16 protein-coding genes are annotated in these 21,370 nt (G+C 60.8%); 13 read left to right on the forward strand and 3 right to left on the reverse strand.

The annotated features are described in order from the left end of the window. Positions 1-85: 85 nt before the first annotated feature. Together GM79_RS07535 and GM79_RS07540 are read right to left on the reverse strand one after the other, a co-directional pair. Complete coding sequence (locus GM79_RS07535) at positions 86-1,438, reverse strand: aminotransferase class III-fold pyridoxal phosphate-dependent enzyme (protein WP_035561675.1); 1,353 nt, start codon at positions 1,436-1,438, stop codon at positions 86-88. A gap of 184 nt (positions 1,439-1,622) precedes the next feature. After that, entirely contained in the window at positions 1,623-3,095 is a 1,473-nt protein-coding gene (locus GM79_RS07540) for a CoA-acylating methylmalonate-semialdehyde dehydrogenase (RefSeq protein WP_152559892.1), read from the reverse strand. Positions 3,096-3,402: 307 nt separating this feature from the next. Here GM79_RS07540 and GM79_RS07545 point away from each other — a divergent pair, with 307 nt between their 5' ends. From GM79_RS07545 to GM79_RS07585, 9 genes are all read left to right on the forward strand, one after another. After that, positions 3,403-4,212: a phosphatase PAP2 family protein gene (locus GM79_RS07545; protein ID WP_051718631.1), complete on the forward strand. Its 810-nt coding sequence runs from the start codon at positions 3,403-3,405 to the stop codon at positions 4,210-4,212. Positions 4,213-4,475: 263 nt separating this feature from the next. Then, positions 4,476-6,125 carry a TldD/PmbA family protein gene (locus GM79_RS07550; RefSeq protein WP_035561678.1) on the forward strand — a complete coding sequence of 550 codons (1,650 nt, stop codon included), beginning with the start codon at positions 4,476-4,478 and terminating at the stop codon, positions 6,123-6,125. A 145-nt stretch (positions 6,126-6,270) separates the two neighbouring features. Next, a complete protein-coding gene (locus GM79_RS07555) occupies positions 6,271-7,590 on the forward strand; it encodes a TldD/PmbA family protein (protein WP_035561681.1) in 1,320 nt (439 codons plus the stop codon). 92 nt (positions 7,591-7,682) lie between these two features. After that, positions 7,683-9,332, forward strand: a complete 1,650-nt coding sequence (locus GM79_RS07560; protein WP_035561684.1) for a TldD/PmbA family protein — start codon at positions 7,683-7,685, stop codon at positions 9,330-9,332. Positions 9,333-9,441: 109 nt separating this feature from the next. Beyond that, a complete protein-coding gene (locus GM79_RS07565; RefSeq protein ID WP_035561687.1) occupies positions 9,442-10,776 on the forward strand; it encodes a TldD/PmbA family protein in 1,335 nt (444 codons plus the stop codon). Positions 10,777-10,941: 165 nt separating this feature from the next. Next, complete coding sequence (locus GM79_RS07570) at positions 10,942-12,168, forward strand: carboxypeptidase-like regulatory domain-containing protein (protein WP_035561691.1); 1,227 nt, start codon at positions 10,942-10,944, stop codon at positions 12,166-12,168. 263 nt (positions 12,169-12,431) lie between these two features. After that, positions 12,432-13,628 carry a carboxypeptidase-like regulatory domain-containing protein gene (locus tag GM79_RS07575; protein ID WP_035561694.1) on the forward strand — a complete coding sequence of 399 codons (1,197 nt, stop codon included), beginning with the start codon at positions 12,432-12,434 and terminating at the stop codon, positions 13,626-13,628. A gap of 88 nt (positions 13,629-13,716) precedes the next feature. Beyond that, positions 13,717-15,366 carry a TldD/PmbA family protein gene (locus tag GM79_RS07580; protein WP_035561697.1) on the forward strand — a complete coding sequence of 550 codons (1,650 nt, stop codon included), beginning with the start codon at positions 13,717-13,719 and terminating at the stop codon, positions 15,364-15,366. A 109-nt stretch (positions 15,367-15,475) separates the two neighbouring features. Further along, positions 15,476-16,801 carry a TldD/PmbA family protein gene (locus tag GM79_RS07585; protein WP_035561702.1) on the forward strand — a complete coding sequence of 442 codons (1,326 nt, stop codon included), beginning with the start codon at positions 15,476-15,478 and terminating at the stop codon, positions 16,799-16,801. 104 nt (positions 16,802-16,905) lie between these two features. On the opposite strand, the gene GM79_RS22810 is transcribed toward GM79_RS07585, so the two are convergent. Next, positions 16,906-17,532, reverse strand: a complete 627-nt coding sequence (locus GM79_RS22810) for a porin family protein (protein WP_051718632.1) — start codon at positions 17,530-17,532, stop codon at positions 16,906-16,908. Between the two features lie 246 nt (positions 17,533-17,778). On the opposite strand from GM79_RS22810, the gene GM79_RS07595 reads away from it, so the two are divergent. From GM79_RS07595 to GM79_RS07610, 4 genes are all read left to right on the forward strand, one after another. Continuing rightward, positions 17,779-18,402 (forward strand): DUF4159 domain-containing protein, encoded by a 624-nt coding sequence (locus GM79_RS07595; RefSeq protein ID WP_035561706.1) that lies wholly within the window; start codon positions 17,779-17,781, stop codon positions 18,400-18,402. A gap of 91 nt (positions 18,403-18,493) precedes the next feature. Next, positions 18,494-19,471, forward strand: a complete 978-nt coding sequence (locus GM79_RS07600) for an AAA family ATPase (RefSeq protein WP_035561709.1) — start codon at positions 18,494-18,496, stop codon at positions 19,469-19,471. Between the two features lie 131 nt (positions 19,472-19,602). Next, the gene (locus GM79_RS07605; RefSeq protein ID WP_035561712.1) at positions 19,603-20,478 is read left to right on the forward strand and encodes a DUF58 domain-containing protein; all 876 of its coding nucleotides are present in this window, start codon (positions 19,603-19,605) and stop codon (positions 20,476-20,478) included. 134 nt (positions 20,479-20,612) lie between these two features. Continuing rightward, entirely contained in the window at positions 20,613-21,335 is a 723-nt protein-coding gene (locus GM79_RS07610) for a hypothetical protein (protein ID WP_035561715.1), read from the forward strand. The last annotated feature ends 35 nt before the right edge of the window (positions 21,336-21,370 follow it).

Here is a 21,370-nt window from a genome sequence, read left to right on the forward strand (position 1 = left end):
TATAAATTACAGGAATGGAAATATGGAGCAAAGCGGCTGAGCACGGCAGCAAAGATTCCCGTTTTTAATTTTTAATTCTCAATTTTTAATTAACATATTCATCCGCAATGCTTATCGCCTCCGAAATAATGGCCAAACCCTCCTCTATTTCCTCTTTGGTAATAGTCAGCGGCGGGCAGATAAAAATGTAGCTCCAGCGCACGAAGGTGTACATGCCCAGCTCGCGGAGCTTGGCGGCTACCTGGTTCATCACGGTCATTTGGTCGGCGGTGGCGTTCCAGGGGGCCATGGGCTCTTTGGTGGCGCGGTTTTTTACCAGCTCCAGACAGCCGAACAGGCCGGTGTTGCGCCAGTCGCCGATGCTGGGGTGCTCGCCCATCAGGTCGCAGATGCGGGCATCCATGTACTTGCCCATTTCCACCGTGTTTTCGAGGAGGTTGTCTTCCTCGTAGATATCGAGCACGGCCACGGCGGCGGCGCAGGAAACCGGGTGCGCCGAGTAGGTCAGACCCAGCGGCAGGGGCTTGTCGTCGAAGGACTTGGCAATGGTTTCGTCCACCATCACCGCGCCCAGAGGCAGGTAGCCGGCCGTGATGCCTTTAGCCATGCACATGATGTCAACCTTGACATTGTGGTGGTCGGAGCCGAACCACTTGCCGGTACGGCCGAAGCCCGACATCACCTCATCAGCCACCAGCAGAATGCCGTGCTTGTCGCAGATTTCGCGGATGCGCGTCCAATAGCCGGGCGGATACTTGATGCAGCCCGACGTGCCCGACTCCCCTTCCAGGATAATAGCCGCCACGCTACCGGGGTTTTCGTATCCTATTATTCGCTCCATGGCATCGGCGGCGCGCTGGGCGCATTGCTCGGGCGAGTCGGAGTACCACGGGCAGCGGTAGGAATACGGGTTTTCGACGTGCACCACGCCCGGCATCGCCTGGCTGTCGACGGCAAATTTGCGGGGGTCGCCGCCGGCGCTCATGGCCCCGTAGCTGGCCCCGTGAAACGACTGGTACAGCGTCACAATCTTGTGGCGGCCGGTGTACACCCGCGCCAGCTTGATGGCATTTTCAATGGCCTCGGCCCCACCGAGCGTAAAGAATGCTTTGGTGAGGTTGGGCGCGGTGATTTCCGCCAGCTTTTTGCCGAGGTCGCCGCGGGCTTTGGTAATCATGCCGGGGTACACGTAGCTGAGCTCACGCATTTGGGTGGCTACGGCTTCGGTCACGCGCTGGTCGCCGTGGCCGATGTTCACGTTCATGAGCTGCGCCGAAAAATCAATATAGCGCTTACCGTCGCGGTCGTATACGTACACCCCCTCGGCGCGCTCGGCGTTGATAGGATTCAGGCCCGTTTGCTTCGACCACGAGAAGAGCGTGTGGTCAAGGTTGTCGTGCAGGATTTGGGTTGGGTCGGGGGCGAGGGTGGTTTCCATAGTGTGCTGGTGTTCGCCTCACCCCCTAGCCCCCTCTCCGATGGAGAGGGAGGACTAGTCTCTAGACTTAGTCTAGAACTGAGGCTGGCTGATTTATTAAAATAAAAAGTCTAATACTAGAATCTAGTTCCTCCTCTCCTTTTCGGAGAGGGGGCTAGGGGGTGAGGCGAACGCCAAAACGAGCCTAGCTCATCCAGTTCACCCGTGACTCCGGGTTCCACTTCGTGGTGGTCTTTTTCAGCTGCGTCCAGAATTCGATGGAGCTTTTGCCGGTGATGTCGCAGGCGCCAAATTTTGAGTCGCCCCAGCCGCCAAAAGAAAAAGGCTCTCTAGGCACGGGCACGCCGATATTCACGCCTATCATGCCGGCTTGGGCGTGGTCCATCACGTAGCGGGCGCTGCTGCCGCTGCTGGTGAACACGGCGGCGGCGTTGCCGTAGGGGTTGGCGTTTTCGATGGCTAACGCTTCGTCCAACGTGTTGGTGCGCATGATGGCCAGCACCGGGCCGAATACTTCTTCCTGGGCAATGCGCATGTCGGGCGTCACGAAGTCGATGACGGTGGCGCCCACGTAGTAGCCATCTTCGTGGCCGGGCACCACGGCGTGGCGGCCGTCGAGCAGCACTTTGGCACCCGCCGCTTCGGCTTCGGTGATGTGCTGCTCGATGCGTTCCTTGGCTTCCTTGCTGATGACGGAGCCGAGGTTCTGGCCGGCCACAATCTTGCGGGCTTCTTCTACGATTTTGGCCACGATGCCATCTACCGCTCCCACTCCTACCATGGTGGAGCCGGCCATGCAGCGCTGGCCCGCGCAACCCGACATGCTGGCGGCCACGTTCGAGGCCGTCATGTCGGGGTGAGCGTCGGGCAGCACCATCAGGTGGTTTTTGGCGCCGCCCAGGGCCACGCAGCGCTTCAGGTTGCTGGTGGCGCGGATGTACACCACCTTGGCAATTTTGGTGGAGCCCACAAAGCTCACGGCTTCAATATCGGGGTGGTCGCAGATGGCTTCGACTATTCGCTTGTCGCCGTTCACAATGTTGAGCACGCCGTCGGGCAGGCCGGCTTCTTTCAATAGCTCAGCGATGCGTACGGCGCTTAGGGGCACTTGCTCCGAGGGCTTCAGAATCATGGTGTTGCCCAGCACCAGGGCGTTGGGGATGGTCCAGTGGGGCACCATGTTGGGGAAGTTGAACGGGGCGATGCTGGCCACTACGCCCAGCGGCTTGCGCTCGGCGCGGGCTTCCACGCCCTTGCTCACTTCCAGGAATTCGCCCTGAATAAGCTGGGGCATGGAGCAGGCGAATTCGGTCAACTCAATGGCTTTCTCGACTTCAGCGCGGGCCTCGTCGAAGGTCTTGCCGTTTTCTTCGCGGACCAGGTCGGCCAGGGCCTTCATGTCGCGCTCCAGCAGGGTTTTGTAGCGGTAGAAAATCTGCACCCGCTCCTTGATGGGGGTGGCTGCCCACGCGGGGAAAGCGGCCTTGGCGGCCACTACGGCGGCGTCGAGAGTGGCGGCGCTGCTCAGCGGGACGGTGGAAATGACCGCGCCGGTGAGAGGGCTGAATACGTCCATGGTGGCTGCGCCGGCGGGTTCGGCAGCGCTACCGCCCACGTAGTTGCGAATTGCTGGGTATTTCAACGTCTGTACTTCCATATTCCGTAGGGTTAAGCGGGGTGCAAGCTAAGGGTTTTGCCGGACATGCTTACCCGACCTAATCGTTTCCGGAAAATAATTTCATCAGCATCCATTGGCCCGCTACAAGCGGAGAAGCACTCGGCACTGCGAACCAGCGCAAATGCAGCTTTCTTAAGCGGTACGCACGCCGCACAGTCGCTGTACTAGCTGCGTGTGCAGGACCAAGGCTGCCGGGAAGACCAGTACTTTCGCCGGACCTCCCATTGCATTTTTTATGGGGCTCCCCTATGCACGCTGAGCCTTTTAATTGGATAATTGATACCATATGCGCACGTTTCTCTTTCCCCGCATTGCTGCCGTCGCACTACTGATTGGGGGCATTCACCCGGTGTTTGCCCAAGTGGTGCCGGTGCCCGCCCCCGATACCACGCGCAAGTATGAGAACCCCGCCGGCGTGTCCTCGCCCGAGAAAGCACAGTGGTACAAAAGCAAGCTTTTCCGGGCCACCGTTATTCCGGCGGCGCTTATTACCTACGGGGCCGTCACGGCGCAAGGCAACGCGGGCATCAACCGCCAGAGCCGGGAGTTTGTCCGCAAGCAGTTCCGGCCGGTGAACAGCATGATTGACAACACCGTCATCTTCCTGCCCTACCTGGAGCTGGGCGCCGTGGCCCTGGCCGGCGTCGAATCGCGGGACGACCGCCTCAATACCCTGCTCGTCATTGCCAAAGGAGAGGCCATCATGCTGGCTTCGGTGTATGCAGTGAAGTACCTCAGCCGGGAGCAGCGCCCCGATGGTTCCAACAACCAATCGTTTCCGTCGGGCCACACGGCACAGGCATTTCTGGCCGCCAGCATTGTGCACACCGAGTTCCGCAACAAAAGCCAGTGGTACGGCGTGGGCGCCTACACCATCGCCAGCAGCGTGGCGGCTCTGCGCATGATAAACGACAAGCACTGGCAGAGCGACGTGGTAGCCGGCGCTGGGTTTGGCATCCTGTCGGCCCATTTGGCCTACCTCAGCCATCGCAACCGCTGGGGCCGCAAGTCCATTGGGCGGGGCATTGGCCTGGCGCCGGCCTACTTTGGCAGCGGCGCTTCGGGCATGACCATTACCTGGCGCGCCACCCGGTAACAGCGCCGGGGCCGGCGGCGGCAAGGGGAGTCGGGGCTGTCCGGCCAATCACTGGCTTTGGCATCGGGGAATGCCCTAGCCGGAACCGGTAGCACATAACCTTTTACGCGTGGGAACAGCCCAAAGCGGGAATTTTGGTCAAACTTGGCCTAAGTTTGAGTAGCGACGCAACGGCAGGCTATTTCAACTGTCTTATTGGTGAGGATTTAAGTCCTTTCTTTAGCGAACCTGCTTTTTCTTATAAACAGAACCTTTATTCTCTTTTGAAACGCCGCGACTTTGTGGGACTTTCCGGCCTGGCGGCTGGTGCCCTGTTTCTCCCCGCCTTCCCAAGTCTGGGGGGCACTTCCGTCGACCCGTCCCGTTTGCTGGAAGGCATCGACCCGGCCGTGAACAAGCGCATGGCCGATGCCGCGCTCAACGCCGCCAAGACCGCCGGGGCCACCTACGCCGACGTGCGCATAGGCCGCTACCTCAACCAAAGCATCTTCACCCGCGAAAAGCAAGTGCAGAACATCGCCAGCGGCGAGAGCTTTGGGGCCGGCGTGCGGGTGCTGGCCAACGGCACCTGGGGCTTTGCCGCTACCAACACCGTGACCGAAGCCGGCCTGGCCAAAGCCGCCCATCTGGCCGTGGCCATTGCCAAAGCCAACGCCAAAGTGCAGAAAGAGAAGGTGCAGCTGGCTCCGGTGAAAGGCTTCGGCGAAGTGAGTTGGAAAACGCCCATTCAGCAGAACGCTTTTGAGGTGCCGGTGGCCCAGAAAGTGGAGTTGCTGCTGGCCGCCAACGCCAAAGCCACCGACAACGGCGCGTCGTTCGTGAACTCCTCGCTGTTTCAAATCAACGAGCAGAAGTACTTCGCCAGCACCGACGGCTCCTACATCGACCAGGACGTGCACCGCATCTGGCCCACGTTCAGCGTCACGGGCATCGACCGGGCCAGCGGCAAGTTCCGCACCCGCGATGCCTTGAGCGCCCCCATGGGCCTGGGCTACGAGTACCTCACGCCCAAGGCCGTCGACAAAATTGCCGGGCCGGCCGGCACGGGCCTCATCGGCTACCGCAACAGCTACGACATGCTGGAGGACGCCGCCCTGGCCGGCAAGCAGGCCAAGCAGAAACTGACCGCCAAGTCGGTGACGCCCGGCAAGTACGACCTCGTGCTCGACCCCAACCACCTGGGCCTCACCATCCACGAGAGCGTGGGCCACCCCACTGAGCTCGACCGCGTACTGGGCTACGAAGCCAACTACGCCGGCACCAGCTTTGCTACGCTGGACTGGAAAGCCAAGAAAATTCCCTTTGGCTCGAAGCTCGTCAACATTGTGGCCGACAAGCTGCAGCCCGGTTCCCTGGGCGCGGTGGGCTATGATGACGAAGGCGTGAAGGCCAAGCGCTGGGACCTCATCAAGGAAGGCATGCTGGTGGACTACCAGAAAATCCGGGACCAGGCCCACATCGTGGGCCAGAACGAGTCGGATGGCTGCTGCTACGCCGATTCCTGGGACGCGGTGCAATTCCAGCGCATGCCCAACGTGAGCCTGCAGCCCGGCACCGCTAAAATGAGCGTCGATGACATGGTAAAAAACGTGGACAAGGGCGTCTACATTGCCGGCCGCGGCTCCTACTCTATTGACCAGCAGCGCTACAACTTCCAGTTTGGCGGGCAGGTGTTCTACGCCATCGAGAAGGGCAAAATCACGGAGATGATTGAGGACGTGGCTTACCAGGCCAACACCCAGGAATTCTGGAACTCCTGCTCGGCCATCTGCGACGAGTCGGACTACCGCCTTTTTGGCTCTTTCTTCGACGGCAAGGGCCAGCCCTCGCAGGTATCGGCCGTGAGCCACGGCTCGGCCACCACGCGCTTCAATGGCGTGAACGTCATCAACACCGCCCGCAAAATCGGGTAGCGAATATCCAGAAGAACGTCATGCTGAGCTTGCCGAAGCATCTCTACCGCTTCGTTGCAGTAGTAATTCAACGAAGCGGTAGAGATGCTTCGGCAAGCTCAGCATGACGTGCTGCTTCAATCCAAAATTCAGCTAACAACCCACCATGGCCATTCTCTCTCAGACCGAGGCACAGGACATCCTGAAAAAAGTCCTTTCGTTCAGCACCGCCGACGAGTGCGAGGCGACCCTTAACGGCAGCATCAGCGGCAACGTCCGCTCGGCGCGCAACACCATCAGCACGGCTGGCACCGCCGATAACGTGTCGCTGGGCGTGCAGTCGCGCTTTGGCAAGCGCAGCGGCGTGGCTACCTGCAACGAGTTCGACGAGGCCAGCCTGCGTCGCTGCGTACAGCGCGCCGAAGAAATTGCGAAGCTCGCGCCCGAAAGCCCGGAGTACGTGCCTTTCCTGGGCCCGCAGAAATACCTGGCGTCGCCGGTGGCCTTTGCCCAGCGCACGGCCGACATCACGCCCGACTACCGCGCCCAGCAAATTGGGGCGAGCATGGCGCTGTGCGAAGCCCGGAAGCTGTCGTCGGCAGCCTTCTTCAACGACTCGGCGGGCTTCGTGGCCAAGCGCAATTCCAAAGGACTGGAAGCGTACCAACGCCTCACCAACCTGGACTTCACCATCACGGTGCGCACCGCCGACGGCCTGGGCTCGGGCTACGCCATTGCCAACTACACCGACCTGGCCAAGTTCGACGCCGCCCGCCTCACCCGTGTAGCCGCCGACAAGGCTGCCTCGTCGGTGAAAGCCAAGGCCCTGGAGCCCGGCAAGTACACTGTGATTCTGGAGCCGGCCGCGGCCGTGGATTTGCTCAGCAACATGATGCGCTCGATGGACGCGCGCAACGCCGACGAAGGCCGCAGCTTCCTGAGCAAGAAAGGCGGCGGCAACCGCAAGGGCGACAAGCTCTTCGACGAGCGGGTAACCATCTACTCCGACCCCACCAACGCCGAAGTGCCCGACCTGACCTTCGCCGGCGACGGCCGTCCCCAGCAGAAAACCACCTGGATTGACAAAGGCGTGGTGAAAAACCTCTACACCTCGCAGTTCTGGGCGCAAAAAGCCGGCATTCCTGACCTGCCTCCTCCCGGCGGCTGGATTATGGAAGGCGGCTCGCAAAGCACCGCCGACCTGATTAAGGGCACGGCCAAAGGCATTCTGGTGACGCGCCTGTGGTACATCCGCGCCGTGGACCCGCAGACGCTGCTCTACACCGGCCTGACCCGCGATGGAACCTTCTACATTGAGAACGGCCAAATCAAGTTCCCGGTGAAGAACTTCCGCTTCAATGAAAGCCCGGTTATCATGCTTAACAACCTGGAGGCTGTGGGCAAGCCCGTGCGCCTGGGCGGCAACCTGGTGCCCCCGCTGAAAATCCGCGACTTCACCTTCACCAGCCTGTCCGACGCGGTTTAAAGGCATGTGCGGTAAGCTTTAGCTTGCCGTTACAGACGGTCAATCAACCTTTTTCACTCCATTACGGCAAGCTAAAGCTTACCGCACATATTATGAAAAGACGCGACTTTGTGGGACTTTCCGGCCTGGCGGCTGGCGCCCTCTTCATTCCTACCATCCCCGGTTTTGCCGGCAACCTCGTGGACCCGGCCCGCCTACTGGAGCCCGGCGTGGACGTGGCCATTAAAAAGCGCCTAGCCGATGCCGGCCTCAACGCCGCCAAAGCCGCCGGTGCCACTTATGCCGACGTGCGCATTGGCCGCTACCTCAACCAGGGCGTGTTTACCCGCGAGAAGCAGGTGCAGAATATTGCCAGCACCGAAAGCTACGGTGTGGGCATTCGCGTGATTGCCAACGGCACCTGGGGCTTTGCCGCTACCAATTCGGTAACCGAAGCCGGCATTGCCAAAGCCGCGCAGCTGGCCGTGCAGATTGCCAAAGCCAATTCCAAAGTGCAAAAGGAGCAGGTGAAGCTGGCGCCCCTCAAAGGCCACGGCGAAGTGGCGTGGAAAGCGCCCATTCAGCAAAATGCCTTCGAAGTGCCCATCAAGGACAAAGTTGATTTGCTATTGAGCGTGAACGCCAAAGCCCTGGACCTGGGCGCCTCGTTCGTGAACTCGGTGCTGTTTCAGGTGAACGAGCAGAAGTATTTTGCCAGCACCGACGGCTCGTATATCGACCAGGACATTCACCGCATTTACCCCACGTTTGGCGTCACAGCCATTGACCGGGCTTCGGGCAAATTCCGCACCCGGCAGTCGCTGAGCTCTCCCATGGGCCTGGGCTACGAATACCTTTCGCCCAAGGCCGCCGATAAAATTGCCGGCCCGGCCGGCTCCGACGTGGTGGGCTATAAAAACAGCTACGACATGCTGGAGGACGTGGCCTCGGCTACCAAGCAGGTGAAACAGAAGCTGACCGCCAAATCGGTGACGCCCGGCAAGTACGACCTCGTGCTCGACCCGCACCACCTGGGTCTGACCATTCACGAGAGCGTGGGCCACCCGCTGGAGCTGGACCGCGTGCTGGGCTACGAGGCCAACTACGCTGGCACCAGCTTCGCAACGCTGGAGTGGAAGGCTAAGAACATTCCTTACGGCTCGAAAATAGTGAACATTGTGGCTGATAAGCTGCAGCCCGGTTCGCTGGGCGCAGTGGGTTACGACGACGAGGGCGTGAAAACCAAGCAGTGGGACCTTATTAAAGAAGGCACGCTGGTGGACTACCAGAAAATCCGGGACCAGGCCCACATGGTGGGCCAGAACGAGTCGGACGGCTGCTGCTACTCGCAGTCGTGGCAGGACGTGCAGTTTCAGCGCATGCCCAACGTGAGCCTGCAGCCCGGCAAGGCCAAGCTGAGCGTGGACGAAATGGTGAAAAACGTGGACAAGGGCATTTACATCGCCGGCAACGGCTCGTTCTCCATCGACCAGCAGCGCTACAACTTCCAGTTTGGCGGGCAGGTATTCTACGCCATCGAGAAAGGCCAGATTACCGGCATGTTGGAAGACGTTGCCTACCAAGCCAACACCCAGGAATTCTGGAACTCCTGCGCCGCCGTCTGCGACGCCTCGGACTACCGCCTGTTCGGCGCTTTCAACGACGGCAAGGGCCAGCCCTCGCAAAGCTCGGCCGTGAGCCACGGCTCAGCCACCACCCGCTTCAACGGCGTGAACGTCATCAACACCGCCCGGAAAATTTAAATTTTCAGCTCTTAGCTGTCAGCCATTAGCTGTTAGCTTTCCTTTGGGAAGGCGCCGATACAGCAAAAAAAGCTAACGGCTAATAGCTCTCAGCTAACAGCTAAACACAATGTCCATTCTTTCTAAAGACGACGCTCAGACCATCCTCAAAAAGGTGCTGGGCTTTAGCACGGCCGACGAGTGCGAGGTTTCCCTTAATGGCCAAATCGGTGGTAACGTCCGGTCGGCGCGCAACACCATCAGTACGGCCGGTGCCGTGGACAACGTGTCGCTGGCCGTAGAATCGCGCTTTGGCAAGCGTAGCGGCGTGGCCACCTGCAACGAGTTCGACGAGGCCACGCTGCGCCGCTGCGTACAGCGGGCCGAAGAAATTGCCCGCCTCGCCCCCGAGAGCCCAGAATACATGCCCTTCCTGGGCGCCCAGCAGTATCAGGAAAGCGGCAAATCCTTCGCCCCCGCTACGGCCGCCATCGAGCCCGATTACCGGGCCCGCCAGATTGGAGCCAGCACCTCGCTCTGCGACCAGCGCAAACTGAGTTCGGCCGGCTTTCTGGAAGACTCGGCGGGCTTCGTGGCCAAGCGTAATTCCAAAGGACTGGAGGCTTACCAGCAGTTTACCAACGTGGAGTTTTCGGTGACGGTGCGCACGCCCGACGGCACGGGCTCCGGCTACGCTGCTGCCGACTACACCGACGCGAGCAAGTTCGACGCTGGCCGCCTCACCCGCGTAGCCGCCGATAAGGCGGCCTCGTCCATGAAAGCCCGCGCCATCGAGCCCGGTAAGTACACCGTAATTCTGGAGCCCAACGCTTTGGTTTCGAACGTGGACACCTCGCTGATGGCCGCCCTGATGGGCAGCTTCGACGCCCGAAATGCCGACGAGGGCCGCAGCTTCCTGAGCAAAAAAGGCGGCGGCAACCGCAAGGGCGAAAAGCTGTTCGACGAGCGGGTCACGATTTATTCCGACCCCACGAATGCCGAAATCCCCGACCTGATGTTTTCCGGCGACGGCCGCCCGCAAAAGCGCGTGACCTGGATTGAGAAGGGCGTGGTGAAGAACCTCTACTCCTCGCGATTCTGGGCGCAGAAGGCCGGCATTCCCGACCTGCCCCGTCCCGGCGGCTGGATTATGGAAGGCGGCACCCAAAGCACCGCCGACCTGATAAAGGGCACGGCCAAGGGCATACTGGTGACGCGCCTGTGGTACATCCGCCCGGTTGACCCGCAGACGCTGCTCTACACCGGCCTGACGCGCGACGGAACCTACTACATCGAGAACGGCCAAATCAAGTTCCCAGTGAAGAACTTCCGCTTCAACGAAAGCCCCATCATCATGCTCAACAACCTGGAAGCCATTGGCAAACCGGTACGTCTGGGTGGCAACCTGATACCGCCGCTCAAGATTCGTGACTTCACGTTCACGAGCTTGTCGGACGCGGTATAGCAGTTGCTTTTTCGCATTCCAAGTCCCTGAATCCGATGGATTCAGGGACTTTTTGCGTCCTGCCGGCGGCGGGCGGGCAACCGTGCGCCGGAAGGCCGCATCTGGCAAGCTGTTGGCGGGGCGCGGGGCGCCCTATTATGCCACCTAAGCTCCTTTCCGTTCTGTATGAAGTACCAATTACTCGCCGCGATAACGGCTTTGCTCATCGTTTGTGGGCCGGCGGCCACCGCCCAGCGCCTTGCCGGCAAAATCGTGGATGCCGCCACCGGGCAGCCGGTGCCCTACGCCAGCATTGCGGTGCTGAACACGACGCTGGGCACCACCAGCAACGCCGAGGGCGAATTTGAATTGCGAGCCGAGCTGCCCGCCCGCCTCGTGATGTCGGAGCTGGGCCACCAACGCGACACGGTGCAGGTGGCGGTGGCGGCGGCGACCACACCGCTACAAGTTCGACTACAGCCGGTTTCGGTGCTGTTGCCCGAAGTGCAGGTGGGCAGCTACCTCGGCGACCTCCTTGCCCAGGCTTACCGGCAGATGCTCCGCACCCACAGCCGCATGGTGTACGGGCAGGCGTTTTACCGCCAGGTCGTTCGCATTGGCGGCGACGCCACGGAGGTGCAGGAGATGGTATGGGAGGCGGCCAGCAGCAGCGGAGGCATGAGCGGTAGCTCCCTCGCCCACGGCCGCTTTGCCAAGAAAGAGGCGCCACTGGGCTTCAAAAACTTCTCCAACTTAACCAAAGCCGTTGGCTTCAACCTGAAAGCAGACAGTCTCACGCGGCGCTCACTTTTGGGGTTGTACGCGGCCCGATACTTCAAGCTGACGCTGATTGGCGTGACGCAAAGCGCGGGGCAGCAGTTGGTTGAGATAGGGTTTGAGAACAAGCCGGGACTGACGCAGACTACCGCGAAAGGAACCCTGGTTATCAACGAAACCACCAAGCAGGTGCTGCGCCTTCGGTATGAGTCGCCGGATTTGGTGAACATCAAGACCAATGGCGCGGTGGTTAACATCCAGACCAACGGCCTGCTGGTTAAGCTCAGGAACCAAACCACCGTGTTTGAGATGGACTTTCAGCCCACTCCAGACGCAGCGGTACTCACCTACATCAGGGTCGATTATCAGGCTACGCTAGCCGGCCCGGCGCAACGCGACGTCGCCGTTCACGCCTCGTCCTTCGCCTATTTCTACAACGGCCGGCCCGCGCCCAATCCCAGCGTCACGTACGCCCCTCCCCGAGGCGGCGAAGCTGACCTGACCACCATCAAAAAAACGGCTTACGACCCCGCCTTCTGGCAAAACAACGCCGTGGTGAAGCGCACCCCGCTCGAAGACCAGGTGATGAAATCCTTTGAGCAAAAAGGCGCGTTTGGCACTATGCTCACCCCTTGATTTAGTTGTCAGTTGTTGGTTGTCAGGTTCCTTCTTGATTTCACTGATTCTAACAACCAGCAACTAATAACCAGCAACTAACAACCGACACCTTATGAAAAGGTGCTACTTTATGTGCCCCTCCAGCCTGGCGGCCGGCGCCCTGATACTGCCCAACCGGCCCAGCTTCGGTTAACAGTTCCGTGGACCCCGCCCGCCCGCTGGAGCCGGGCGCTGATGTCATCGTTTCCGCCCCTATCTTGCGGGCTCTCCTTCTTTCTGCTATGAAGTATTTGTTGCTGGCCGGCCTCTTGCTTACTACCGCTCTACGGCCCGCCGCCGCGCAGCAGCGCATCACCGGTAAAATTGTGGATGCCGCCACCGGGCAGCCGGTGCCCTACGCCAGCATTTCGGTGCTGAACACTACCACCGGCACGAGCAGCAATGCCGAGGGCGAATTTGAGTTGCGAGCCGCACTGCCCGCCCGCCTGGTGGTATCGGAGCTGGGCCACGAGCGCGACACCGTGGCGGTGGACGTGGCGGCGGCCACGGCGCCGCTGTTGGTGCGCTTGCAGCCCGCTTCGGTGCTCTTGCCCGAGGTGCAGGTGGGCAGCTACCTCAGCGAGCTCATTGCCGAGGCTTACCGCAAGCTGCAGGCCACCCACGACCAGAAGCAGTATGGCCAGGCCTTTTACCGCCAGGTAACCCGACTGGCCGGCGACGCTACCGAGGTGCAGGAAATGGTGTGGGAAGCCGCCAGCAGCAGCGCGGGCGTAGAGGGCACGGCCCTGGCCCAGGCGCGCTTCGCTAAGAAAAAGGCCCTGCTCAGTTTCAATAATTTTTCGATTTACACCAAGCAGTACGTGGTGTATAACCCGCAGGACGACAGCACGCAGAAGGGCCTAATTGGCCTGCACACCGACCAATACCTGCGCCTGAAGCTACTGGGCGTGACGCAGGACGGCCCCCGGCAGTTGGTGGAAATTGGCTTCGAGAGCAAGGAGGAAAGCACCACCAAGCGTGCCCACGGCAGCATGGTGATTGACGAGAATATGCACCAGCTGTTGCGCCTGCGCTTGGAAACGGCGGCGATGAAGACCAAATCAAACAACCCGCTCTTCAAATTCAAAGACGAGGTAACGCAGCTGGAATGGGTGTTTCAGCCCCGGCCGGGCGGCGCGGCTACGCTCGATTATCTGCGGGTAGACTACCGCGCCAACCTGGGCCGACTGGCCAAGCCCGACCTACCGATTCAGGTGGCCTCGTTTGCTTATTTTTACAACGGCCGGCCCACGCCCAATGCCAGCGTAACTTACGCTCCCGCCAAAGGGGGCGAAGTCGACCTGGCCACCATCAAAAAAACGACTTACGACCCCGCCTTCTGGCAGAATAATGCCGTGGTAAAACGCACCCCGCTCGAAGACCAGGTCATGAAATCCTTCGAGCAAAAAGGCGCTTTCGGCACCATGCTCACCCCGTAATTTAACGGTTAGTGGTTAACGGTTAATATCGAAGCCTTCATTAACCGTTAACCACCAACCACTAAACAACCCTTTTTTCCTGCACCTTATGAAAAGACGCGACTTTGTGGGACTCTCCGGCCTGGCGGCCGGTGCCCTGATGCTGCCCAGCCTGCCTGGCTTCGGCTACACCTCCGTGGACCCCGCCCGCCTGCTGGAACCGGGCGCCGATGTCATCGTGAAAAAACGCCTGGCCGATTCGGCCCTGAACGCCGCCAAAACCGCCGGGGCCGAATACGCCGACGTACGTATTGGCCGCTCGCTGAACCAATATGTATTTGCCCGCGAAAAGCAGGTACAGAACATCGTGAGCACCGAGAGCTACGGCGTGGGTATTCGGGTGCTGGTGGCGGGCTGCTGGGGCTTCGCCTCCACCAGCGTGGTGACCGAAGCCAGCCTAGCCGCCACTGCCCGCGAGGCCGTGAACATTGCCAAGGCCAACCGGCTGGTAATGACCGAGCCCGTGCGACTGGCCACACAGTCCGGCTACGGCGAGGTGAGCTGGAAAACGCCCATTCAGCAGAGCGCTTTTGAGGTGCCTATTAAGCAGAAGGTAGACCTGCTGCTGGCCGCCAACGCCGCCGCCCTCGATGCGGGTGCCAACTACATCAACTCGGCGCTGTTTCAGGTGAACGAGCAGAAGTATTTCGCCAGCACCGACGGCTCGTATATCGACCAGGACATTCACCGGCTCTGGCCCACGTTCTCGGCCACGGCCGTGGATACGAAATCGGGCAAGTTCCGCAGTCGCGAGGCGCTGAGCGCGCCGGTGGGTTTGGGCTTTGAGTACCTCACGCCGAGCGCGGCCGAGCAGGTGCGCGGGCCGCAGGGCACCGACACCATCGGCTACAAGCTCCGCTACGACATACTGGCCGATGCCGCGCTGGCCGGCAAGCAAGCCAAAGCCAAGCTGACCATGAAATCGGTGACGCCCGGCAAGTACGACCTCGTGCTCGACCCCGGCCACCTGGGCCTGACCATCCACGAATCGGTGGGCCACCCCACGGAGCTCGACCGCGTACTGGGCTACGAGGCCAACTTCGCCGGCACCAGCTTCGCCACGTTGGAATGGAAGGCCAAAAACCTCCCCTACGGCTCGAAGGCGGTCAACATTGTGGCCGACAAGCTGCAGCCCGGCTCGGTGGGCAACGTGGGCTACGACGACGAGGGCGTGAAAACCCGCGAGTGGGACATCATTAAGGATGGCAAGCTGGTGAACTACCAGAAAATCAGGGACCAGGCGCACATCGTGGGCCAGAAGGAATCGGATGGCTGCGCCTACGCCCAGAGCTGGGAAGACGTGCAGTTTCAGCGCATGCCCAACATCAGCCTGCGCCCCGGCACGGCCAAAATGAGCCCCGACGAGATGGTGAAAGGCGTGGACAAAGGCATTTACATTGCCGGCGCGGGCTCGTTTTCCATTGACCAGCAGCGCTTCAACTTCCAGTTTGGCGGGCAGCTGTTTTTTGCTATTGAGAAGGGCAAAATCACGGAGCAGCTCGAAGACGTGGCCTACCAGTCGAACACCCAGGAATTCTGGGGCGCCTGCGCCGGCTCGTGCGACCAGTCGGACTACCGCCTGTTCGGTACCTTCTTCGACGGCAAAGGGCAGCCCTCGCAGGTGTCGTCGGTGAGCCACGGCTCGGCCACCACGCGCTTCAACGGCGTGAACGTCATCAACACCGCCCGGAAAGTATAATTTTAATTAGCTGTTAGCTAAAAGCTATTAGCTGTTAGCTTTCCCTTGGGAAGGCGCCGATACAGCGAATAAGCTAACAGCTAATAGCTCTCAGCTAACAGCTAAAAACATGGCCATTCTCTCCAAAGACGACGCCCAGGCGTTGCTAAAAAAAGTTCTCAGCTACAGCACCGCCGACGAGTGCGAAGCCTCCCTTAATGGGCGCACGTCCGGCAACATCCGCTATGCCCGCAACAGCGTGAGCACGGCCGGCGCCCAGGATTCCGTGTCGCTGGCCGTCGAAAGTCGCTTCGGCAAGCGCAGCGGTATTGCCACCTGCAACGAATTCGACGAAGCGACTTTGCGCCGCTGCGTGCAGCGGGCCGAGGAAATTGCCCGCCTCGCCCCCGAAAGCCCGGAGTACGTGGCCCTGCTCGGCCCCCAAACCTACCTGAGCCCGCCCTCCACGGCCCCCACCCTGCTCACGGCCGCCACCCGCGCCCAGGCGGCGGCCGACAGCATGACGCTCTGCGCCGCCAAGAACCTGACGTCGGCGGGCTTCCTCGATGGCGGCACCCGGTTCGTGGCCAAGCGCAATTCCAAGGGCCTCGAAGCCTACCAGCAATCCACCAACACCGACTTTTCGGTGACGGTGCGCACCGCCGACGGCCGCGGCTCGGGCTACGCCATTGCCGACGTGACGGACCCCGCCAAGCTCAACGCCAAAGCCCTCACCCAGCGCGCCGCCGACAAAGCTCTGGGCTCGGTGAATGCCAAGGCCATCGAGCCGGGCAAGTACACCGTGATTCTGGAGCCAGCCGCCCTGATGGCCGGCGACGACCTTTCGCTGCTGGGCGGGCTGATATTTGGGATGGGCGCCCGTGAGGCCGACGAAGGCCGCAGCTTCCTAAGCAAAAAGGGCGGCGGCAACCGCAAGGGCGAAAAGCTGTTCGACGACCGGATAACCATCTATTCCGACCCGCTGAACGCCGAGGTGCCCGGCAATGCCTTCGACGGCGACGGCCTGCCTACCAAACGCCAGACCTGGGTTGAGAAAGGCGTAGTGAAAGACTTGTTTTACAGCCGCTTCTGGGCCGAAAAAAACAAAGTAGCCGCCACCGCCTACCCCAATGGCTTCATCATGGCCGGGGGCACACAAAGCACGGCCGAACTAATTAAGGGCACGGCCAAAGGCATTCTGGTGACGCGCCTGTGGTACATCCGCGAGGTGGACCCGCAAACGCTGCTCTACACCGGCCTCACGCGCGACGGAACGTTCTACATTGAGAACGGGAAAATCAAATTCCCCATCAAGAACCTGCGCTTCAACGAGAGCCCCATCATCATGCTCAACAACATTGAGGCCATCGGCAAGCCGCAACGCCTGGCCGGCTGCCTGATACCGCCGCTCAAAATCCGCGACTTCACCTTCACCAGTCTCTCGGACGCTATCTAGGGATTTCAGCAGCCGGGCTGCGTTTGGGAAGCAACTTTTGTGGCCGGAAGGAGTCCTTCACCCGCAATACGCTGCTTCCCAAACGCAGCCCGTTATTGAGTCGCTTATTTCCCACCGAATTGGAAGGCCGCATAGAGTTGAAATACCCGGTTTTGCAGGCGCGGGTCGTTGATGCCGGACAGGTCTTTGGCGTCGTTGATGTCGTTGAGGCCCGCCACGAGGCGGCCGCCCAGCGAAAAACCGGCCGCCAGCTTAAGCCCCACGCCGCCAACCACGCTGAAATCGTTGCGCTTGAAGCTGCCGGTGGCCGGGCGCGATTGGTTGCCGTAAGCCGGGGTGCCGTCGGGGGCCAGCCCCAATTGCATCGTGCCCGACTGGTCGGCGCTGAGCAGGAGGCCAAACTGCGGGCCGGCTTCCACGAACACGGGGCCCAGGGTAAGCTTGGCCAATACGGGCACGGTGAGGTATTGCAGCTTGCTGTCGTAGTTGGTGAAGGCCGATTTCAGGTTGCCGCCGGCCACGGAATACTGCACTTCGGGCTGAATGGCCAGGGCCCCCAGCAGCTTGGCTTCGTAGAAAACCCCGACGTGATAAAAGGCTTTGTAGGACGAGCTTTCGCCTTCGCGGCCGGTGAGCTCGGCTACGTTCAGCCCACCCTTTACGCCCAGCTGGGCCTGCGCGAAGGGGACACAGAAAACACTCAGCAAGACGATAAAAAAGGCCTTTTTCATGGGATAAGCTATAATTTTGAGCGGTGCCAGCATACGGGCCGGCGTTACTACGGCAGCCCCTCAACGGCCGCGCTAGTACTGCGGCCCGCCGGCACAAAGTTGCGACTTAACGCCCAAACCTGGCAGCAATGCTACTTTACTTTGGCTGCTTCCAACGAAAAAGCAACCCGTTTATTTTGAATCCGAATACCTCCCCAGCGTGTTGGTTACCCAACTTGATTTTTCGCCCTCCCTTCCTCGTTATCTGTGCCCGCTAGCCCTTTCACTTTTGTGCGCCTGAAATACCAATCCGGCGACTGGGACGCGGTAGACGAGCGGATGCCCGCCAACCTGCTGCACTCGCTGGTGCAGTACACCACCGTGCCCGTCGACCCCAAGGAAAAAGTAGTCGCCCTCGATAGCCCGGAAATATTCAGCTACCCATTCTGCTACTTGTCGGGACACCGGTTGGTGCAATTCTCGGCGGCTGAGAAGAAGAATTTCATCCAGTATGTGCGCAACGGCGGCTTCGTGTTTGTCGATGACTGCAACCACGACATCGACGGCCTGTTTGCCCGGTCTTTTGAGGAGCAGATGCGCCAATGCTTCGGCACGGGTGCACTGAAGAAAATCGCCAAAACGCACCCCATTTACTCGCAGTTTTTCAAGTTTCAGGACGGCCCACCCAACACCGGCTTCGAGCTAAACGGCTGGGGCGACGACCTGGTGCACGACTACCTGAAAGCCGTGGAAATTAAGGGCCGCATCGGGGTATTGTATTCCAACAAAGACTACGGCTGCGAGTGGGACTACGACTTCCGCAACAAGCGCTTTCTGGCGGAGGACAACACTAAATTTGGCGTCAACATTCTACTGTATGCCCTGACATGACTTGGTTGTCAGTTGCTCGTTGTCAGTTGTTGGCCTGATAGGCCTGCTCTTGCCAACTTACAACTGACAGCGAGCAACTGACAACTAAACAATGACCGAACAAGAAGTAAATACCCTCCTGGCCAAGCTGCCAGTCCTCAAAGCCGAAATTGCCAAGGTCATTGTGGGCCAGGAAACCGTGCTGGACGAAGTGCTGGTAGCCCTGCTGGCGGGCGGTCACGCCCTGCTCGAAGGCGTACCTGGCCTGGCCAAAACCCTGCTCGTGCGCACCCTGGCCGCCGCCACCGACCTGCCTTTCCGCCGCATCCAGTTCACCCCCGATTTGATGCCGACCGACATCCTCGGCACCGAGGTGCTGGAGGAAGACCACGGCACCGGGCACCGCTCGTTCAAGTTTAACCCCGGCCCCATTTTCGCCAGCCTGGTGCTGGCCGATGAAATCAATCGGACGCCGCCCAAAACCCAGGCGGCTCTGCTGGAAGCCATGCAGGAAGGCCACGTAACCTACGCTGGCACCGAGCACGCGCTGCCCAAGCCGTTTTTCCTGCTGGCCACCCAGAACCCGATTGAACAGTCGGGCACCTACCCTTTGCCGGAAGCGCAGCTCGACCGGTTTCTGCTGTACGTGCGCATTGGCTATCCCACGGCCGAGGAGGAATTGGCCGTGCTGCGCGGCACCACCGGCGCGGCCGGGCAAGCGGTGCAGCCCGTGCTGGGCGGCGCCGACATCCGGCAGCTGCAGCAGCTGGTGCGCCAGGTGAGCCTGAGCCCGGAGCTGATGGATTTCGTGAACCGGCTGGTGCGCGCCACCCGCCCGGCCACATCGGAAGTGCCGTTTATTAAGGAATACGGGCGTTGGGGCGCCGGGCCACGGGCCGGGCAGGCGCTTATTCTGTGTGCTAAAGCGCGGGCTTTGCTGCACGGCCGCTTCGCCGCGACGCTCGAAGATATTCAGACCCTGGCGGCGCCGGTGCTACGGCATCGGGTGCTCCTGAACTTCAATGCCGAAGCCGAAAACCTGACGGCTGATGATGCCGTGGCGGCGCTGCTGCAAGCCGTCAAAGTATAATTTGACCGTCATGCTGAGCTTGCCGAAGCATCTCTACCGCGCAACTAATCCAATCGACTCAACGGTGCGGTAGAGATGCTTCGGCTGCGCTCAGCATGACAGACTGGAATTGTTAACTGGTAACTGAAATCATGCTCACTCCCGAACTACTCCACGGCCTGCGCAACTTGTCGCTGGCGGCCCGGCAAGCAGCCGAGGGATTCCTGAACGGCGCGCACGCCAGCCGGCGGCACGGCGCGGGCATGGAGTTCAGCCAGTACCGCCCCTACCAGCCCGGCGACGACTTGCGCCGCCTCGACTGGCGCCTGGCCGCGCGCTCGGACCGCTACTATTTGCGCGAATCGGAAGTGGATACCAGCCTGACCGTGCACCTGCTGCTCGACGCCAGCGCGAGCATGAACCACCGCGACGACAACGGCCTGACCAAGCTCGACTACGCCCGGCTGCTACTGGCGTCGTTGGCCTACTTAGCTCAACAGCAGGGCGATTCCGTGGGCCTTACCATTCTCAGCCCGGCGGGCCTGCGCCACCTGCCCGCCCGCGCCGATACCCGCCAGCTGCCCCGCATTTACCACGCGCTGGAAACGGCCGAAGCGGCCGGGCAATTCCCGAACGCGGCCACGCTAGCCCCGCTCACGGCCCGGCGGCAGCGCGCCCTCACGGTATGCGTGAGCGATTTGTATGAGGAAGGAGCCGAGATAAATGCGCTGCTGACGCGACTGCGCGCCGTGAGCGGTGATGTGCTGCTTCTGCATCTACTGGCCGATAATGAATTGAAATTCAATTACAAAGGCGCCGTCACCTTTAAGGACCTGGAAACCGGGCGCACCTTGCAGCTTGATGCCGACCAGCAGCGACCGGCGTACCAGCAACAGCTGCAGGAGTGGTTGCAGGCGACGGCGCAGGCGACGCGGCGGCAAGGGTTCGACTACCACCAGCTCAGCACCGCCGAGCCGCTGGACCGGGCCATTCGCGAGTTTTTGCGGCGGCGGAACACCTCCGGCTAAATCGTTAACAGGGGTCCGAAAGCCACTGAACGAATCGGGCTGCGCAGGCGGCAGAAGCGGTTTGGGCCGGAAATTGCCCTGCGCAGTCAGCGGCCGGCACCCCGGCGTGCGTATAGCTCTTCTTTCCCAACATTATGAAACGTATTCCCCTCCCCATTTTCCTTCTTGCCGTGACGCTAGTGCTGACCACCGGCACGGCAACGGCCCAGCAAACCACGGCCAAAAAGCCAGCCGCCAGCTCACCAGCCAAAGCCCCGACCACCACCAAAGCCACCACCATCAAGCCCGCCATGACCAGTCTCGACCAGGACCTCCGCGTTTTCAGTAATTGGGTTGACGCGAAGCTGGAGCTGCCCATGGCCAACGTACGACTGGATTGGGGCGGCATTGAGGCTGAATACGCCCGCATGACCAAGCGCCTGAACGGTGCCACCGACAGCCTCTCGGCGCAGTCGCGGCGCGAGTACCTGGGCCAGAAGGCCCGTTACAAAGTCTGGGCCGCCGAAAACGGCCATCCGGTGATAGAGGAAGTACTGGTGGGAACGGCCCGCGACAGTGCTGTGAATGAGGTGCAGGGCCGCCTGCTCGGCAGTACCGCCCCCATCAACCGGGCCATGGCCAGCGCCCTGCCCGATTTGTACGCCCGCCTCGTGGAAGCGACGCGCGTGCAGCACCGGCAATGGACTCCCACCAGCTGGGCCGAAGCCAACACCGTGCTCGACCTGCTGAACACCCGCTACGACCAGGTAGGCAGCCAATTAACAATTGAAGACCGGGCGCGGGTCCGCTCGCTGCAGGTTGAGTTTCGCGCCCTCGAAAAAGTCCGCGACCTGAAAGGCATTTTAAACGGTTTGTAGCAGGGCGTAGAGACCTCTATTTGCTTTCTTAAAGC

The organism is Hymenobacter sp. IS2118 (genome assembly GCF_000715495.1).
Lineage (GTDB): Bacteria > Bacteroidota > Bacteroidia > Cytophagales > Hymenobacteraceae > Hymenobacter.